The organism is Plantibacter sp. H53 (genome assembly GCF_001650455.1).
Taxonomy (GTDB): domain Bacteria; phylum Actinomycetota; class Actinomycetes; order Actinomycetales; family Microbacteriaceae; genus Plantibacter; species Plantibacter flavus_A.
Window position 1 is genome coordinate 1 of record NZ_LWCT01000033.1, and the last position, 15,593, is coordinate 15,593.

Consider the following 15,593-nt stretch of genomic DNA (forward strand, 5'->3'; position numbering starts at 1 on the left):
GGACCGGGGTGGGGGTCAGCGGGAGCGGAAGAGACCGGCGCGCTGGGCCGCGGCGATCGCCGCCGAGCGGTTCGACACGTCGAGCTTCGTGTAGATGTGCGCGAGGTGGGACTTCACCGTCGTCTCCCCGACATGCAGTCGCCCGGCGATCTCGAGGTTGGTGAGCCCCTCGGCCGCCCGCGCGAGCACCTCGATCTCCCGCGCGCTCAGCGCCTGTTGTGGTGCGCTCACCCGGGCGACCAGCCGGGTCGCCACGGCCGGCCCGAGCACCGAGTTCCCGCCGGCCGCCGAGCGGATGCCGTCGATGAGGTCCTCCGGGGCGGCGTCCTTCAACAGGTACCCCGCGGCTCCGGCTTCGATCGCGCCGAGGATGTCGGCGTCGGAGTCGTAGTTCGTCAGCACGAGGACCGACGGGCCGTCCGGCAGCGACGCGATCTCCCTCGTCGCATCGATCCCCGTCGGACCGTCGCCGAAGCTCAGGTCCATGAGGACGAGGTCGGCGCCGGGTGCGGCGGCCACAGCCTCGGCTGCGGTCGATGCGGTCCCGACCACCTCGATGTCGGCGATCGGCGCGAGCACCGCGATGAGTCCGGCTCGGACGATCGGGTGGTCGTCCGCCACCACGACCCGGATGACCGGCGGCTCGCCGGCATCGGTCGCATCGTCACGCATGGGCGTCCCCTTCCGCTCCTGGTGCCGCGAACCGCACGGTGATGGTCGTGCCGGCGCCCGGCGCACTGCGCACCTCGACCTCGCCACCCAGTTCGGTGATGCGACGGCGCATGGACATCATGCCGAACGGACCGCCCGCAGTGCGCTCGGCGACCCTTGCCGGATCGAACCCCACCCCGTCGTCGTCGATGTCGAGGATGACCTCCTCGTCGAGGTAGGTGAGGGTGACGTCCGCCCGGCTCGCTCCGGCATGCCGGACGACGTTCGCGAGACTGCTCTGCGCAGCCCGGAGGAGCGCGGTCGTCACCGGCGTGCCGAGGACGAACGCATCGCCGGTGACCGTCGTGGAGACCGGTGTGCCGCTCTGGGCGGTCGTCGTCTCGGCGAGGCGACCGAGCGCGTCCGCGATCGTCGCACCCACCAAAGCCGGCGGGCTCAGCTCGTCGATGAGGCTGCGCGTCTCGGCGAGGGCCGTCGCCGCGGCGTCCCGGGCCAGCCCGATGTGCGAACGCAGCTGCTCCGTGCCCGGCCGCTCGGCGGCGGAGCGTTCGGCCGCGTGCAGGAGCAGTTGGATGCTCGACAGGGCCTGGGCGACCGTGTCGTGGAGGTCTGCGGCGAGGCGCTCACGCTCCGCCAGCTTGCCCGCCTGCCGCCCCCGCTCGGCGAGTTCCTCGCGTGCCGCGACGAGCTCGGCGATGAGTCGTTCCCGCTCCGCCGCCTCCCGGGCCAGCGCCTCGTAGCCGAGTCCGATCGCGACGGCCACGGCCGCACCGACGAGCGGGCCGACGACTCCCCCGACGCTGAAGCCGGCGTGCAGGCCGATCGCGACGACCGCGGCGATGGTGGCGATCACCACGGCGGGCACCGCGACGGCCCTGGGGAGGAGGTGCAGATAGAGGAAGAACAACGGGAAGACGAGGTAGGCGGCATCCGGGCTGAGGAGGACGAGGACCACCCACTCGACGCTGAGCAGCACCAGCCAGGCGAGGACGGACACCCGACCTCGACGCACACCGACAGGAGCAGCGTCGCGATCGGTGGTGCCGCTGGCGGCCACCGCACGGCGGACACGACCGCCGAGGATCGCGCCGGCGGCGTAGGTGAGCAGCATGACGACGGCGAGGACGATCGCCGTGAGCGCCGCCTGGCCACCGACCGAGACGGATCGCGCGATCACGAGCACGATGAGTGCGGTGACGAGGCCGTGGAGGCCGAGCTGCAGGCCGGTGAACACGGGGCTGAGTGCCGAGTGCTTCATCCGCCCAGCGTACGGCGAGGATCGTCTTCGCGAATCATCAGAAAGGTGGAACGTCGCCTCCACCCGACAGCGCCGGAGGACCGTCCCGTCCGACGATGCCCTGGCTCGGCGACGCGACGAGGCTGGAACCACGCCGCACCACGGAGACGCCGTCGGGCGGCTGACAAGGAGTCCCCATGTTCGTCGCCTGGCGCGACATGCGCTTCGCCACCGGTCGCTTCGTGCTGATCGGGGCGGTCGTCGCCCTCATCACCCTGCTCATCGGATTCCTCAGCGGCCTCACCGCGGGACTGGCGAACCAGAACATCTCGGCGATCACCGGGCTGGGTGCGTCGAGCATCGTCCTTACGGCCCCGTCCGACGGCGAGCAGGCGACGTTCGCGGACTCCGCGATCGACGCGGACGCGGCCATGACGTGGGCTGCGGTCCCCGGGGTGGACGGTGTCCAGGAGCTCGGCATCAGCCAGACGCGGATGACCACGGACGATGCGCGCACCTCCGTGGCGCTGTTCGGGATCAGTGGTGACGCCGTCGCGGGTCGCACCGTCGACGTGCCCGCCGACGGGACCGCCCGCCTGAGTCGGACCGCCGCGGAGGCCCTCCACGTCTCCCGAGGCGACACCGTCTCGATCGGTGGCAGCGAACTCGAGGTCGGTTCGGTCGTCGACGACCAGTGGTACAGCCACACGCCGGTCGTCTGGACGAGCCTGGCCGAGTGGCGGTCGCTGCAGGCTGCGCAAGGGTCCCCCGGCGACGGAGCGACCGCGCTCGCCATCACCGGGAACCCGAGCGCCGAAGCGGTGACGGGCGTGGAGCAGGCCACCGGCACGGTGTCGAAGGACGTCCTGTCGTCCTTGCTCGCGATCGGCTCGTTCCGCTCCGAGATCGGATCGCTCCTCCTCATGGTCGCCATGCTGTTTGGGATCTCCGCGCTCGTCATCGGAGCCTTCTTCACGGTGTGGACCATGCAGCGCGCGGGTGACGTGGCGATCCTCAAAGCGCTGGGCGCGACGACCCGTCGGCTGTCGCTCGATGCGCTCGGCCAGGCGCTCGTCCTCCTCGTCATCGGTGTCGGGTTCGGCATCGGCATCACCGCCGCACTCGGTTCCGCGGCGGGCACGGCACTGCCCTTCGTGCTCAGCCCATTGACGACGCTCGTGCCCGGGGTGATCATGATCGTCCTCGGTCTGATCGGAGCGGCGTTCGCCCTGCGGTCCATCCTCTCGGCCGACCCGCTGACCGCGCTCGGCGGCAACCGGTGAACGCGCCCGACCTCCCTGTCTCCTTCCTCGCACCCACCCTCGTCACCATCGGAGTCTCCGCATGATCTCGCTCACCGACGTCACCCTCACCTTCCCCGACGGCGACCACCGCGTCACCGCCGTCGACCACGCGACCCTCACCGTCCCGGCCGGGACCGTCACCGCGCTCACCGGGCCGTCGGGCTCCGGGAAGTCGAGTGTGCTCGCCGTCGCAGCCGGCCTCATCCGGCCCGACAGCGGCCTGGTGGAGGTGGCGGGGGTCGACGTCACCTCCCTCGACCGCCGTGCGGCCACCGACTTCCGCCGCACGAGGCTCGGCATCGTGTTCCAGCAGGCCAACCTGCTGCCGTCGCTCACGGCCCTCGAGCAGTTGTGCGTCCTCGGGGCGCTCGGCGGCCGCACGTCGCGGACCGACCGGACGCGCACCCGCGAGCGGGCCGCGATGCTGCTCGCCGCCGTCGGGCTCGGCGACCAGGCAGGCAAGCGGCCGCATCAGCTCTCGGGTGGTCAGCGGCAGCGGGTCAACATCGCGCGCGCCCTCATGAACGAGCCCGACGCCCTCGTCGTGGATGAGCCGACCAGTGCGCTCGACCACGAGCGGGGATCCGCGATCATCGAGCTCATCCTCGAACTCACCGCGACCTCGGGCGCCGCGACGCTGCTGGTCACCCACGATCGGAGTCACCTCGACCGCATGGACCAGGTGCTCGTCATGGAGGACGGTCGACTCAGCGCCGCCGCCGACGCGCTGGCCCTGCGGTCCTGAGGTCCTCCGTCGCCCGGCGGTAGGGTGAGGTCACGTCGAGAGAGGACCGCCATGCGCCGTGCCACCCGTGGGCTGACCGTGATCGCGATCGTCGGAGCGGTGCTCGGCACGAGTGCCTGCACCGGTGGCGCGGACTCACCCTCCGGTCAGAGCTCCGCGAGCGAGGCCGGCGTGATCGCACCCGTCATCGTGCAGCTCGTCGATCAGGACGGCCGCACCGTCACCGTCGGCCTCGACAACGTGGTGGACCTCGTCGCCGTCGATCCGACCGTGTGGTCCGCGGAGATCGAGGATCCGTCGATCGCGGAGTACGTGCCGGGCGGCTCCCGCGGCGGCGCGTCCTTCAACCCCGGTCTGCAGCCGCTCGAGGTCGGGAGCACGACGGTGACACTGACGAACAGCTCGGACGATTCGACCGTCGTCCTCACGCTCGAGGTCGTCGACCGATCCTGAGCCGGGCACTCGGACGAACCGAACCGGCCCCTGAGCCGTTCGGAGGGCGCACCCCAACCGGTCCCTGAGCTGCGCCGCACTGAGCCTGTCGAAGTGTCGAAGGGCGTTCAGATGTTGAGGTAACGGCAGAGGTACGCCGTGGTGACCTCGACCTCGACCTGGAAGCTGCTGCTCCCCGGGACGCTGAACTGCGCGTCGGGCCCGAAGTCCTGCCACGCACTCGTGTTCGGCAGCAGCACGCGGAGCTTGCCGGAGATCACGGACATCTCCTCGGCCTTGCCCGTGGTGAAGGTGTACTCCCCCGGCTCCATCACTCCGACGCTGGCCGACTCCGCACCGGGCTCGTTCGTGGTGAAGCCGATCGACTTCACGTTGCCGTCGAAGTACTCGTTGCTCGTCAGCATCAGGGGCCTCTCGTCGTGGTCCGGGACCGCGGCGGCGGATCCGGCCTTCATCGTATCGGCTCGGCGAAGAAGGCCTCCTCGTGAGCGGCCGAGGCGAGGAACGCCCGTCGCATCGTGTCGCGGCCGGTCTCGTCCGCGCGAGCTGCCGCCCCGGCGACGATCTCGATCGCCCGGGTGTTCGCGGTCGCGAAGGCGGGGTCGGCGTAGGTGTCGAGCCACGCGGCGAACGGGTGCTCCGCGTGTGATGCGCCCACGAGCCGTTCACCGAGATCCTGGTAGATCCAATAGCAGGGCAACACGGCGGCGACCACCCGCCCGTAGTCGCCGTCGACCGTCGCCGCGTGCAGGTGGTCGAGGTACGCCGTGGTCGTCGCCGACGGTTCCACATCCATACCGCTGACGGCATACGCGCTGAGCCAGGTGCGGTGCAGCTCCATCTCGGCCTCGATCGAGCCCGCCGCGCCGGTCGCCCAGAACACCTGCTCCTCGGCCGTCGGTGCCAAGGCACTCGCTCGTGCGAGGACCCGCGAGTAGGCCCGTAGATAGATCGCGTCCTGCTGCAGGTACCAGGCGAACCGGGCCGGATCGAGGGTCCCGTCGGCGAGCGTCGTCACGAACGGCAGGTGGTCGATCCGGTACCGCAGCTCGGCGATGTCCTCCCACCAGTCGGCGACGATGTCGGCACCGTCCTGCCGCCGTGAGGTCGTCCCGCCCGCTGCCCACAGTTCGGCGAAGTGGCTGATCGGGCCGTTGCCCGAGCCGACCTCGAGCGCGTCCGCGTGGCGGAGACTCGTCGTGAGCCACGCCTTCGCCTCGCCGAGCGCCGCGGTCCAGGACCCCGACCGGGCGACGAGGGTGGCCATCGCGCTCGACAGGGAGCACCCGGTCCCATGGGTGTTCCGTGTGTCGACTCGGAGACCGTCGAACTCGACGAGTGATCGGTCGTCACCCAGACCACCGGTGGCGTCGACGAGCGCATCCGGGCATGCGGTCGTCCCCGTCAGGTGCCCGCCCTTCACGAGCACGATCACGCCCGCCTGCACCGAGACCCGTTCCGCCTGCGCGAGTGCGTCGGCCCAACTCGTCGCCACCGGTTCGTCCGCGAGGACGGCGAGCTCCGGCAGGTTCGGGGTCACGAGGTCGACGTGCGGCAGGAGCGCACGCATGGCCGCTTCGGCGTCGCGGTGGAGGAGACGGTCGCCGCTCGTCGCCACCATCACCGGGTCGAGGACGACGGGTCCGGTCTCGGTCTCCTGCAGCCAGGTCGACACGGTGTCGATGATCGCGACATCGCCCAGCATCCCGATCTTGACCGCGTCGATCACCACGTCGTCCGCGACCGCGTCCAACTGCTCGCGGAGGAACCCGACGGGCGGAGTGTGCACGGACCGGACGCCCCGGGTGTTCTGCGCGACGAGCGCGGTGACGACCGCCATGCCGTATCCGCCGTTCGCGGCGATGCTCTTGAGATCGGCCTGGATCCCGGCACCACCGGTCGGGTCGGTCCCGGCGATGCTCAGCACCCGGGGTGCCTCGCGGATCGTGACGGGTCGTCGACCGTGCACCCGGTTCGAGTTCGACGACACCGGCGTCGTCGACGGTTCCACGGCGCTCATGCCGAGACCTCGGTCCAGGCGCTGCGGAACGCTCTGGCGGCGGCCGCCGGATCGTCGACGGCGCAGATGGCGGAGACGACGGCGAGACCCGCGGCACCGGCGGCGTGGAGCTCGACCGTGTCGTCCAGTGACACCCCACCGATGGCGACGCACGGGAGCGGGGTCGCGGCGGCGATCGCGGCGAACCCCTCCACGCCGAGCGGCGCCGGGTGGTCCGGCTTCGTCGTCGTCGGGCGGATGACGCCGACGCCCAGGTAGTCGACCGTCCCGGGTGACAGCGCTGCGACCGCGTCGAGGTGCGCCGGGGTGTTCGCCGTCAGTCCCACGACGGCGGCCTGCCCCACGATACGACGCACGGCGTCGACCGGGAGATCGCTCTGACCCACGTGGACGCCGTGGACGACGGCACCGGCGGAACGGGCCGCGAGGAAGACGTCCACCCGGTCGTCGACGAGGAGCAGCGCCCGACCGGCGACGACCTCCGCCGCACGCACGGTCAGGTCGAACAGCGCTCGCGCCGACGCGGTCTTCTCCCGCAGCTGGACCGCGGTCACCCCGCCGTCGACGGCTCGGCGCACGACGTCGAGGACACCGCGATCCCCGCTGGCCGAGGCGTCCGTGACGAGGTAGGTGGCGATGCCGCGGCGCACGAGCTCGGCGTGCGAACGGGCCGCGAGGACCCGGTCCGCGGTGGTCGAGGCGCTCACGCGATCACCGCCAGGCTGCGGACGGTGTCGGCGTCGAGGAGGTGGAGGCGGTCGAGGAAGGCGGGAGCGAAGGAGCCGGGGCCGCGGCTCTCCGCAGCCGCAAGCTGCGCGGCGACCGTGTACGCGGTGGTCGCCGCGACCGTCGTCAGCAACCGGTCGTCGTCGAGTGAGGCGAAGGCGGCGAGTACGGCACCGAGGGCACAGCCACCGCCCGTCACGAGGGTGAGCCAGGCGTGCCCGTTCGAGCAGCGGACGATGCGCTCACCGTCGGTGATGACGTCCGTCGGGCCGGAGATCGCGACGACGGCGCCCGAGGTGCGGGCGATCGCGGTGGCCGCCTCGATCGCGCTGTCGACCGAGTCGGTGCTGTCGACCCCGCGACCGCCGGCGCCCAGTCCGGCGAGGGCGATGATCTCGCTGGCGTTGCCGCGGACGATCGTCGGCCGGAGGTCGAGGAGGTCGGCGGCGAGCGCCGTGCGCACCGGTAGGAAGCCGACGGCCACGGGGTCGAGCACCCACGGTGTGCCGGCGTCGTTCGCGGCGGAGGCGGCCTCGACCATCGCCTCGCGCTGCTCCGCCTGCGGCGTCCCGAGATTGAGGAGCACCCCGGAGGCGATGCGGGCGAACGGCCCGGCCTCGGTGGGGATGTCGGTCATCGCCGGGGCGGCGCCGATGGCGAGCAGGACGTTCGCGGTGAAGTTCGTCACCACGGCGTTCGTGATCGATTGGACGAGCGGCGTGTGCTCGCGCAGGCGCTCGAGGAGGTCCCCGGACGCGCTCGCGAACTCGCCGACGGACGAGTCGTCGGTGGACGGGTGGGCGGACTGCTGCGGTGTGCGAACGCTCATTCGCGACATCCCTTCGCTCGGACTAACGAGATCAGGTTCGACGGGTGTGTTCTCAGCCGATCGTCGTGGGATCGGCACCCCGTGTCACTCGCGACCACCCTAGCGGGTCGGCCCGGCTTCCCGTCCAGCGGGCGGGCGAGGATGATGGAGGGATGGACTTCTTCGAGCTGGTCACCATCGTCTTCGAGGTCGCCGGTGTCGGGGCGATGGTCGTGGGCTTCGTGATCGCCGTCACCCTCTCGGCCCGTCTGTGGTGGAGCACGCGCGACGGCGCTCGGGCCTTCCGGATGCTGCGGGAGACGATCGGCTCGGTCATCCTGCTCGGGCTGGAGATCCTCGTGGCCGCAGACCTCGTGAAGACGGTCACGTCGACGCCGTCGCTGACCGACGCGCTCGTCCTCGCGATCATCGTCGTCATCCGCACCCTGCTGAGCTTCTCCCTGCAGATCGAGATCGAGGGCACCCTCCCCTGGAGGCGCCTGGCGACGACCGGCCCGCAGTTGTTCGACCGCGCGGTCAAGCGCGGTGGCGAACGCACCCGACGTCGCGCCGAGCAGCAGGACGCCTCAGCCCAGGATCTCGAACCGTCCGATGCGACGTCGGCACCGGCGGTCGCGGCGCAGCCGATCCCCGACGACGAGGACGGCTTCCCGGAGCTCCGCAGTCGCAGCTAGCGCGGCACGGCTAGCGTGCCGCGGAGGTCGCCCAGGTGTCGCGGATGAGGTCGGGCAGCAGGCGCATGTCGTCGAAGACGTGGGTGCCGTCGCCGATGAGCCGCTCGGCGGGCGTCATGCCACCGGCGTAGGCGTAGACCGTCATGCCGGCCGCACGGGCAGCCAGGACGCCGACGACGCTGTCCTCGACGACCGCGCACCGTTCGGGGGCCGTGTCGAAGTCGGCGGCGGCGTGCAGGAACAGGTCGGGTGCGGGCTTGCCGACGGCGACGTCGGTCGCGCTGAAGATGCGCCCGTCGAAGCGGTCGTGGATGCCCACCTGCCCGAGGTTGCGGACGACGTCGTGCAGCATCCCGTTCGAGGCGACGCACAGCGGCACCCCGGTCGCAGCGATACCGTCGAGGGCAACGACGACCCCGTCGACGGCCTCGAGCTCACGTTCGCAGATGCCGCGGAACATGTCGCTCCAGCGCTGGATCCAGTCGGCCTCGAGCGGCTTCCCGAGGCGCTGCTCGACCAGCGTCGCGTACGTCTCGAGTGAGGCGCCGACGAAGAGCTCCCGCACCTCCGCCTCGGTGTAGTCGCCGCCGACCTCGTTGAGGAGCTGCAGGTTCACCCGGACGGAGATGCGTTCCGTGTCGACGAGCGTGCCGTCGCAGTCGAAGATGACGAGGTCCGGATAGTCGACTGGCATGCTCCGAGCCTAAACGACGCCGCCTGCGCTGTGGCCGTGTGCCATCCGTTGGGGGCCTCCGACGATGGTCGGCGCGGCGCTCAGCGGGCCGCGCGGACGCCCTGTCGCTGCCAGGTGACGACCATGCGTCGCGCATACTGGGTCGCCGCGACGAAGTGGCCGAGGAGTCCGAGCAGGATCGCCACGAAGCCGACCCCGCCGAAGACCCGGTGGAGCGCCGACGCCGGATCCCCGCCGCCGAGCGCGAGGCCCGTGAGCAGCGCGAAGAAGCCGACGAAGAGGAACACCGTCCGGATCTTGCCGGCGATGCTCACCGGCACCTCCGGCGTCCCGCGGAACGCGACGACGGCGACGAACGCGAGCAGGAGGTCGGGGACGATCATGACCACGAACACCTGCCATGGGATGATCTGCGCGATGGCGAACGACGCGGCGACCACGACCACGGTCAGGCGGTCGGCGACCCCGTCGAGCCAGGTGCCGAGCGCGGAGACCGTGCCCATGCGGCGCGCGATCTGTCCGTCGGCGACGTCGCTCAGGAACACGACCGCACCGACGACGAGCGCGGCCCAGTAGGAGCCGGTGATCACGAGGGCGGCGAAGACCGGCAGGAGGACGATACGTCCCGCCGTGATCGCGTTCGGCAGGTTCTTCCAGTCGTCGTCGGAGAACAGCTGCGTCCGGAGGCGCGCGAGCGGCGTCTTCTCGTGCAGCGTCACCGGGATCATCGCCTCGTCACCGGGGATCGCGGCACCGCGGCGGAATCGGGCGATCGCGACGATCGTCACCACGACGACGAGCGCGAACAGCAGCACCCAGCCGGTGGCACCGAGGTACTGGCGGACCGTGTCGAGCGTGGCACGGACGAGGGAGCCGACGCCGACGTAGACGGCGGACCAGAGGAGGGAGCCCAGCAGTGATGCCGCGAGGAACGACCGGTAGGGCACGCGGGCGACCCCCGCGGCGGTCGGTGTCAGGCATCGGAGCACGGGCACGAGCCGGGTGAGGAAGACGGCCTGGGCCCCGCGTCGCTCGAGCGCCTCGACCGCGCGGTCCCAGCCGTCGACACCGAGGCGCCGGATGACGGCCGAGTCACGGAGACGACCACCGGAACGACGACCGACGAGGTAGCCGAGCTGGTCCCCGAGCGACCCGCCGAGGGCGACCGCGAGGAACAGCACGAGGGCGCCGGGGGCGGAGTCGAGCATGGCCGAGAGGAGGAGCACCACCGGTTCACCGGGGACGACGAGGCCGAGCCAGAGGCCGGATTCGGCGGTCGTGAACAGGAGCCCGAGGAGCCAGATCAGCGGATCGGGCAGCGCCGTCGCGGCGTCGTTCACCCACCCGATGATGTCCACGGATCCCCGTTCAGCAGTGCGATCCGCACTCCTGGGTGGGGCGCGGCTCGCCCAAGTCTACGGACGAGCCGCGCCCTCCCATCCCCGAGAGGTCGTTCAAACGGTCATTCGCCGGACAGTTCGTCCCGATTCGCGCGTCGACGACGCAGGACGGCCGCGGTGACGACACCGGCGGCGCCGAGCACGAAGAGCGCTCCGGCAGCGACGATCCACGGCATCGCGTCCGCACCGGTCGAGGGCAGGCGACCCGAGTTGCCCGGAACGGCGGGGTCGCTCGGATTCGCCGACGGCACGGGCACGACGGCGTCGGGAACGAGGACGAAGGCCGGCACCGAGACCTCGGAACCGTCTGCGGCGACGACCGCGGTCGCCGTGGTGGCCCCCTCGGCGGTGTAGCCCGCCGGGACCGCCACGGACACCTCGTAGGAACCGGGCGCGAGTCCGTCGAGGCCGTAGGCGCCGTCGGCGTCAGTCGTGATGTCGACCGGGCCGGCCGAGGTCTCGACGGTCAGGGTCACGTCCGCGATCGGAGCACCCGCGTCCGTCTCGACCGTTCCAGCGAGGCCGCCGAGCACGGCGTCGGCGACGAGCACGAAGGTGGGCACCGTCTGGACAGCGCCGTCGGTGCCGACGACGACGGTGGCGGTCGTGGCGCCACCCGCGGGCACGGAGTACCCGACCGGGACGGTCAGCGTGACCTCGTAGCTGCCCGGCGCCAGGTCGGCGAGCCCGTAGGACCCCTCGGCCGTCGTCGTCAGGGCGACCGGGCCGCCCGGCGTCGTCACCGTGACCGTCGCGGCGGGCACCGGGGCGTCGGTGTCCGTCCGGACGTCGCCGATGACGGTGCCGAGCCGAGCGAGCTCGAAGTCGACCGCGTCCAGATCGGCGCCGGCGAGCTCCTCCGCCCGGCTTGCGGTTCCGGAGACGACGTACCCCTCGGGGGCGACGACCGAGACCTCGTAGGACCCCGCGGGCAGGAGCGGGAAACGGTAGGAACCGTCGGCGGCCGTGACGGCGCGCTCGACACCGTTCGGACCGTCGACGCTCACGGTGACGCCGGCCACACCGACCCCGCCGGAGCTGACCACGCCGCCGAGGCTGGGGTTCGCGACGAGCACGAAGTGCTGCTCGGTGATGGGCGTCCCGCTGCCGACCGGCACGGTGAACGACGCCGGTGCGGTCTGGACCGCGTACCCGGACGGTGGCGTGATGACCACCGAGTGGTCGCCGACCGGCACGGTGTCGAAGAGGTAGTTCCCGTCGGTGTCGGTGGTGACGCTGCCGACACCGTCGATGGTGACGGTGGCACCGACGATCGGGACGCCGTCCGTGTCGAGCGCGGTCCCCGACACGGCGACGGGCACGATGTCGCGGACGGTGAAGTCCGCGACGGCGTCCGTGTCCGTGAGGTCAACTGCGGCACGTGCAGGACCGACGGCGATCTTGCCGGTCGGCGGGACGAGCTGCACCGTGTAGCCGTCGGTCGCGAAGTAGCCGGTGAAGAAGTACGTGCCGCCACCCGCGGTCGTGGTCGACGCCACCACCCGGCCGTCGCGGTCGATGAGCCGGACGCCGACGCCGTCCAGCGGGCCCGCGGTCTGGTCGGTCACCGTGCCGGTCACGTCACGCGCGATCGACGCGAACCACGCCTGGTAGACGGGCGCGCCCGACCGCTGCCGGAACGAGAAGGTGAGGCTGGAGATCGGGGCGGAGGGTTCGAACCACCCTGCCGCGCCGGCGGTGTCCGCAGCGGCGTCGTTGCCGCGGAGCACCTGCGTCGTCGGGTCCCAGGTGGGGACGTCCGTTGCGGATCCGGTGCAGGACGGCTTGCCGACCAGGCCGGGAGCGCAGTAGTTGAAGCCGCCGTTGAACCCGAGCTCGTCAGGGGTGAGCGCCGCGCCGTCGGGACCGATCGCCGTCACGGTGACCTGGTCGGCGTCGATGTCGCCGAGGACGAAGGTCCAGCCGGACGGCGGCGTCGGCGTCGCGAAGGAGTAGGTCGTGGTCGAGGGCGACGCCGCGTTGTTCGCCTTCGGGCGGAGGTTGAGGTAGGGCTGATCCCGGCTGCTGCCGTACTTGGCACCGACGGGGGTCGAGGCCGCCAGCCAGGTCGAGGCGCCGGAGATGACGCCGACGCCACCGCCACCGCCACCGACCGAGTCACTCGTCAACGCCGCGGTGAGGGCGGGCTGACCGGCCAGGGTCATGGTGCCCTGGTACGACCCCGATGCACCGGAGAACGTGGGCCACGTCGCCCAGCTCGACGTGGTCGCGGCGGAGGCCGCCGGGACGGCTGCGCTGAGGGCGAGCGCGGAGGCTCCGAGCAGGGCGAGCACAGCGGCTCCGATGCGGCGGGTCATGGGCGCCAGGATAAACGGACACCCGTCGCCTGCGAAACCCCTCTGTCCCGTTTACGGGGGGTCGGCTCGAGCCGTGGTAGTCGCCGTGTGTGGCACCAGCGGCCCACGGACGGGCCGCGCAGGATACCTCCGTAGGAGGACGGGGGATCAGGCGCGCGGGCGATTCGGAACGGAGGCGGTCCGAGCAGGCTGGAACCATCAACCGATCAGCTCCGCACACCGCGGAGACAGCTCCGCACACCGCGGAGACAGCTCCGCACACCGCGGAGGAAGGAACCAGTTCATGTCCGCCTCAGCCACAACCGAGTCCACCACGATCTCGCCCGCCGAGGACGTGACCCTGGCAGACGCCCCGACCGAAGCGTTCGGCCCCGAGCCCCTCACCCAGGCCACGCCCGTGCAGGAGGTCGCGCCGACCCAGCCGACGACGCCCATGCCCCTCGCACCCGTACCCGCCCCGACGGCCGTCGACCGCGAGAGCTCGACCCAGACACTGTCGATCATCGCGTTCGCCCTGTCGATCGCCGCGGTCGTCGCGCCGTCGTTCGTGCTCCTGCCGATCGCCTCGCTCGTGCTCGGCATCATCGCGCTCGCCCGCAAGCCGAAGTCGAAGGGCTTCGCCCTCACCGCCGTCATCATCTCCGGCACCATGCTGGCGCTCGCCCTGATCGTCGCCGCCGGCGCAGCCCTCCTGCTCGGGGTGTCGGTGATCAGCGGCGGTTACGCCGGCTGACCCGTTCTCCCTCCCGACGCCCGTCCGCTCCTCGAGCGGGTGGGCGTCGTGACGTATGTACCGGACATCCCATGCAGCCGTTTATTGTTACACAATCTTGCGGCAAGCTGTCCCCATGACCCGTTCGCCGATGGCGACCCCGACGACCGGCAGCAGCACCGCCGCGGGGCGCCTCCCCGTCGCCGCCGCGATCCTCGCCGCCGTGTGCTTCGGGACGACGGGGACGACTCACGCGCTCCTGCCGATCGAGGTGGGCTCGGTCGCCTTCGGCGCCGCACGCATCGTCTTCGGCGGAGCGTTCCTCGTCCTCGTGTGGGCGACGTTCGCCCATCGGTCCGGGTCCACGAGGCCACCTCGCCCCCGCGCCGTGGAACTCGGGAGGCCCGTCCTGATCATCGCCGTCATCGTCGGCACGGTCGGTGTCACCGCATACCAGCCGTTCTTCTTCCTCGGAGTGGAACGCAACGGTGTCGCGATCGGGACCCTCACGGCGCTCGGCTCCGCACCCGCCATCACCGGCCTCCTCGAATGGGCGATCCACCGCCGGCGCCCGAGCGGTCGCTGGTTCCTGGCCACGATCGTCGCCGCGACCGGTGTCGCCGTCCTGTCCGGAGTGACGGGCGGCGGGATCGGGACCGTCTCGGTGGACGGGCTGCTCGCGTCAGTCGGCGCCGGAGCCTCCTACGCCCTGTACACGCTCTGCAGCAAGGCGCTCATCGAGCACGGGTGGACACCGCTCGGCACCATGGCGGCGCTCTTCGGCGGAGCGGCGCTCGTCTCGGTGCCGATCCTCCTCGCCACCGAGACCGCCTGGATCCTCACCGTGCCCGGCGCACTCGCGGTCGCATGGCTCGCGCTCGTGAACACGGTGGCGGGGTACCTGCTGTTCGGCTACGCGCTCGGCGGGTTGCCCGCGTCACGGGTCGCGACGCTCACGCTCTTCGAACCGTTGACGGCGACGCTCCTCGGCATCCTGCTCCTCGGAGAGTCCTTCGGGCCGTCGACCGTCTTCGGCGGCGCGCTGCTCGTGATCGGACTCGCGATCCTCGTCGTGCCCACGCGCACCGATCGTCGCGAGGTCGCCCGATGACCGCGGTCGACGCCGTCGCAGATGCACTGCGGGAGGACATCCTCGACGGACGACTCGGCGCGGACGAGCCGTTACGGGAGACCGCCCTCACCGCCCGGTTCGGCGTCAACCGGCACACCGTCCGGGCGGCGCTGCGGGCGCTCGCGGCGGAGCGCCTCGTCACGTTCGAGGCCTACCGCGGCGCACGGGTGCGGTCGTTCAGCGACGCCGATGTGCTCGCCCTCATGGAGTACCGGACGGCGATCGAGGCCGAGGCGGTCCGGCTGCTGCGAACACGCGCGGAGCCGTCGTCGCGCCCACCGGCCTCGATCATCGCGGCGAACGACAACCTCCGACGCATCTGCATCGACCGACCCGGCGATCACCGCGCCATCGAGGTCGCGCACGCCGAACTGCACCACGCGATCGTCGCCGCGGCCCGCAGCCCTCGACTGAGCGAGGCGCACGCTGGCCTGCTCGCCGAGCTCGGCCTGTTCATGGTGCAGCTCCGGAGCGTCCTCCCGCCGGAGGAACTCATCGACCAGCACGACCGACTCGTCGACGCCCTCAGCGGCGACCACGGCGAGGAGGAGCTCCGCGCGCACCTCGCGCACTCGGCGGAACAGCTCATCGCGCTCCGCCGATCGGCCCCCGAGGGTATCCGCTCCGGCCCCTGAGCCGTCTCTCCCGGCCCGGCCCCTGCTCCACCCCTCCCGGTC

At 71.6% G+C, this 15,593-nt stretch carries 16 protein-coding genes and 1 riboswitch; of the genes, 7 read left to right on the forward strand and 9 right to left on the reverse strand.

Annotated features, from left to right (window positions below):
• Positions 1–15: 15 nt before the first annotated feature.
• Positions 16–672 carry a response regulator transcription factor gene (locus A4X17_RS13145; protein ID WP_064296138.1) on the reverse strand — a complete coding sequence of 219 codons (657 nt, stop codon included), beginning with the start codon at positions 670–672 and terminating at the stop codon, positions 16–18.
• Complete coding sequence (locus tag A4X17_RS13150; RefSeq protein ID WP_064296139.1) at positions 665–1,930, reverse strand: sensor histidine kinase; 1,266 nt, start codon at positions 1,928–1,930, stop codon at positions 665–667. Before A4X17_RS13150 ends, A4X17_RS13145 begins: the two co-directional genes overlap by 8 nt.
• A gap of 176 nt (positions 1,931–2,106) precedes the next feature.
• Between A4X17_RS13150 and A4X17_RS13155 the strand changes: the two genes are divergently transcribed.
• From A4X17_RS13155 to A4X17_RS13165, 3 genes are all read left to right on the forward strand, one after another.
• Positions 2,107–3,192 carry an ABC transporter permease gene (locus tag A4X17_RS13155; RefSeq protein WP_064296140.1) on the forward strand — a complete coding sequence of 362 codons (1,086 nt, stop codon included), beginning with the start codon at positions 2,107–2,109 and terminating at the stop codon, positions 3,190–3,192.
• Between the two features lie 61 nt (positions 3,193–3,253).
• Complete coding sequence (locus tag A4X17_RS13160) at positions 3,254–3,958, forward strand: ABC transporter ATP-binding protein (protein ID WP_064296141.1); 705 nt, start codon at positions 3,254–3,256, stop codon at positions 3,956–3,958.
• A gap of 51 nt (positions 3,959–4,009) precedes the next feature.
• The gene (locus A4X17_RS13165; protein WP_064296142.1) at positions 4,010–4,411 is read left to right on the forward strand and encodes a hypothetical protein; all 402 of its coding nucleotides are present in this window, start codon (positions 4,010–4,012) and stop codon (positions 4,409–4,411) included.
• A gap of 107 nt (positions 4,412–4,518) precedes the next feature.
• Here A4X17_RS13165 and A4X17_RS13170 read toward each other — a convergent pair whose 3' ends face one another.
• From A4X17_RS13170 to thiM, 4 genes are all read right to left on the reverse strand, one after another.
• The gene (locus A4X17_RS13170) at positions 4,519–4,815 is read right to left on the reverse strand and encodes a pyrimidine/purine nucleoside phosphorylase (protein WP_064296149.1); all 297 of its coding nucleotides are present in this window, start codon (positions 4,813–4,815) and stop codon (positions 4,519–4,521) included.
• Positions 4,816–4,862: 47 nt separating this feature from the next.
• The gene (locus A4X17_RS13175) at positions 4,863–6,431 is read right to left on the reverse strand and encodes a bifunctional hydroxymethylpyrimidine kinase/phosphomethylpyrimidine kinase (RefSeq protein ID WP_157583515.1); all 1,569 of its coding nucleotides are present in this window, start codon (positions 6,429–6,431) and stop codon (positions 4,863–4,865) included.
• Positions 6,428–7,138, reverse strand: a complete 711-nt coding sequence (thiE, locus tag A4X17_RS19305; RefSeq protein ID WP_231884387.1) for a thiamine phosphate synthase — start codon at positions 7,136–7,138, stop codon at positions 6,428–6,430. Before thiE ends, A4X17_RS13175 begins: the two co-directional genes overlap by 4 nt.
• Positions 7,135–7,986, reverse strand: a complete 852-nt coding sequence (gene thiM, locus A4X17_RS13185) for a hydroxyethylthiazole kinase (protein ID WP_079003313.1) — start codon at positions 7,984–7,986, stop codon at positions 7,135–7,137. The genes thiE and thiM overlap by 4 nt, the downstream gene beginning before the upstream one ends.
• Positions 7,978–8,078, reverse strand: a riboswitch (TPP riboswitch). Its footprint overlaps the gene before it by 9 nt.
• Positions 8,079–8,138: 60 nt before the next feature.
• On the opposite strand from thiM, the gene A4X17_RS13190 reads away from it, so the two are divergent.
• On the forward strand, positions 8,139–8,660 hold the full coding sequence (locus A4X17_RS13190; protein ID WP_064296143.1) for a DUF1622 domain-containing protein: 522 nt from the start codon (positions 8,139–8,141) through the stop codon (positions 8,658–8,660).
• Positions 8,661–8,670: 10 nt separating this feature from the next.
• Here the strand turns inward: A4X17_RS13190 and A4X17_RS13195 are convergent, their stop codons facing one another.
• The 3 genes from A4X17_RS13195 to A4X17_RS13205 all read right to left on the reverse strand — a co-directional run bounded on the left by A4X17_RS13195 (position 8,671) and on the right by A4X17_RS13205 (position 13,072).
• Positions 8,671–9,354: an HAD family phosphatase gene (locus A4X17_RS13195; protein ID WP_064296144.1), complete on the reverse strand. Its 684-nt coding sequence runs from the start codon at positions 9,352–9,354 to the stop codon at positions 8,671–8,673.
• An 80-nt stretch (positions 9,355–9,434) separates the two neighbouring features.
• Positions 9,435–10,712 (reverse strand): CDP-alcohol phosphatidyltransferase family protein, encoded by a 1,278-nt coding sequence (locus A4X17_RS13200; protein WP_064296145.1) that lies wholly within the window; start codon positions 10,710–10,712, stop codon positions 9,435–9,437.
• Between the two features lie 104 nt (positions 10,713–10,816).
• Entirely contained in the window at positions 10,817–13,072 is a 2,256-nt protein-coding gene (locus A4X17_RS13205) for a carboxypeptidase regulatory-like domain-containing protein (protein WP_082916164.1), read from the reverse strand.
• A gap of 283 nt (positions 13,073–13,355) precedes the next feature.
• On the opposite strand from A4X17_RS13205, the gene A4X17_RS13210 reads away from it, so the two are divergent.
• The 3 genes from A4X17_RS13210 (at position 13,356) to A4X17_RS13220 (ending at position 15,551) form a co-directional block, all read left to right on the forward strand.
• Complete coding sequence (locus tag A4X17_RS13210; protein WP_064296146.1) at positions 13,356–13,805, forward strand: hypothetical protein; 450 nt, start codon at positions 13,356–13,358, stop codon at positions 13,803–13,805.
• A 115-nt stretch (positions 13,806–13,920) separates the two neighbouring features.
• Positions 13,921–14,895, forward strand: coding sequence for a DMT family transporter (locus tag A4X17_RS13215; RefSeq protein WP_231884388.1), 975 nt, complete (start codon positions 13,921–13,923; stop codon positions 14,893–14,895).
• A complete protein-coding gene (locus A4X17_RS13220) occupies positions 14,892–15,551 on the forward strand; it encodes a GntR family transcriptional regulator (protein WP_064296148.1) in 660 nt (219 codons plus the stop codon). The genes A4X17_RS13215 and A4X17_RS13220 overlap by 4 nt, the downstream gene beginning before the upstream one ends.
• The last annotated feature ends 42 nt before the right edge of the window (positions 15,552–15,593 follow it).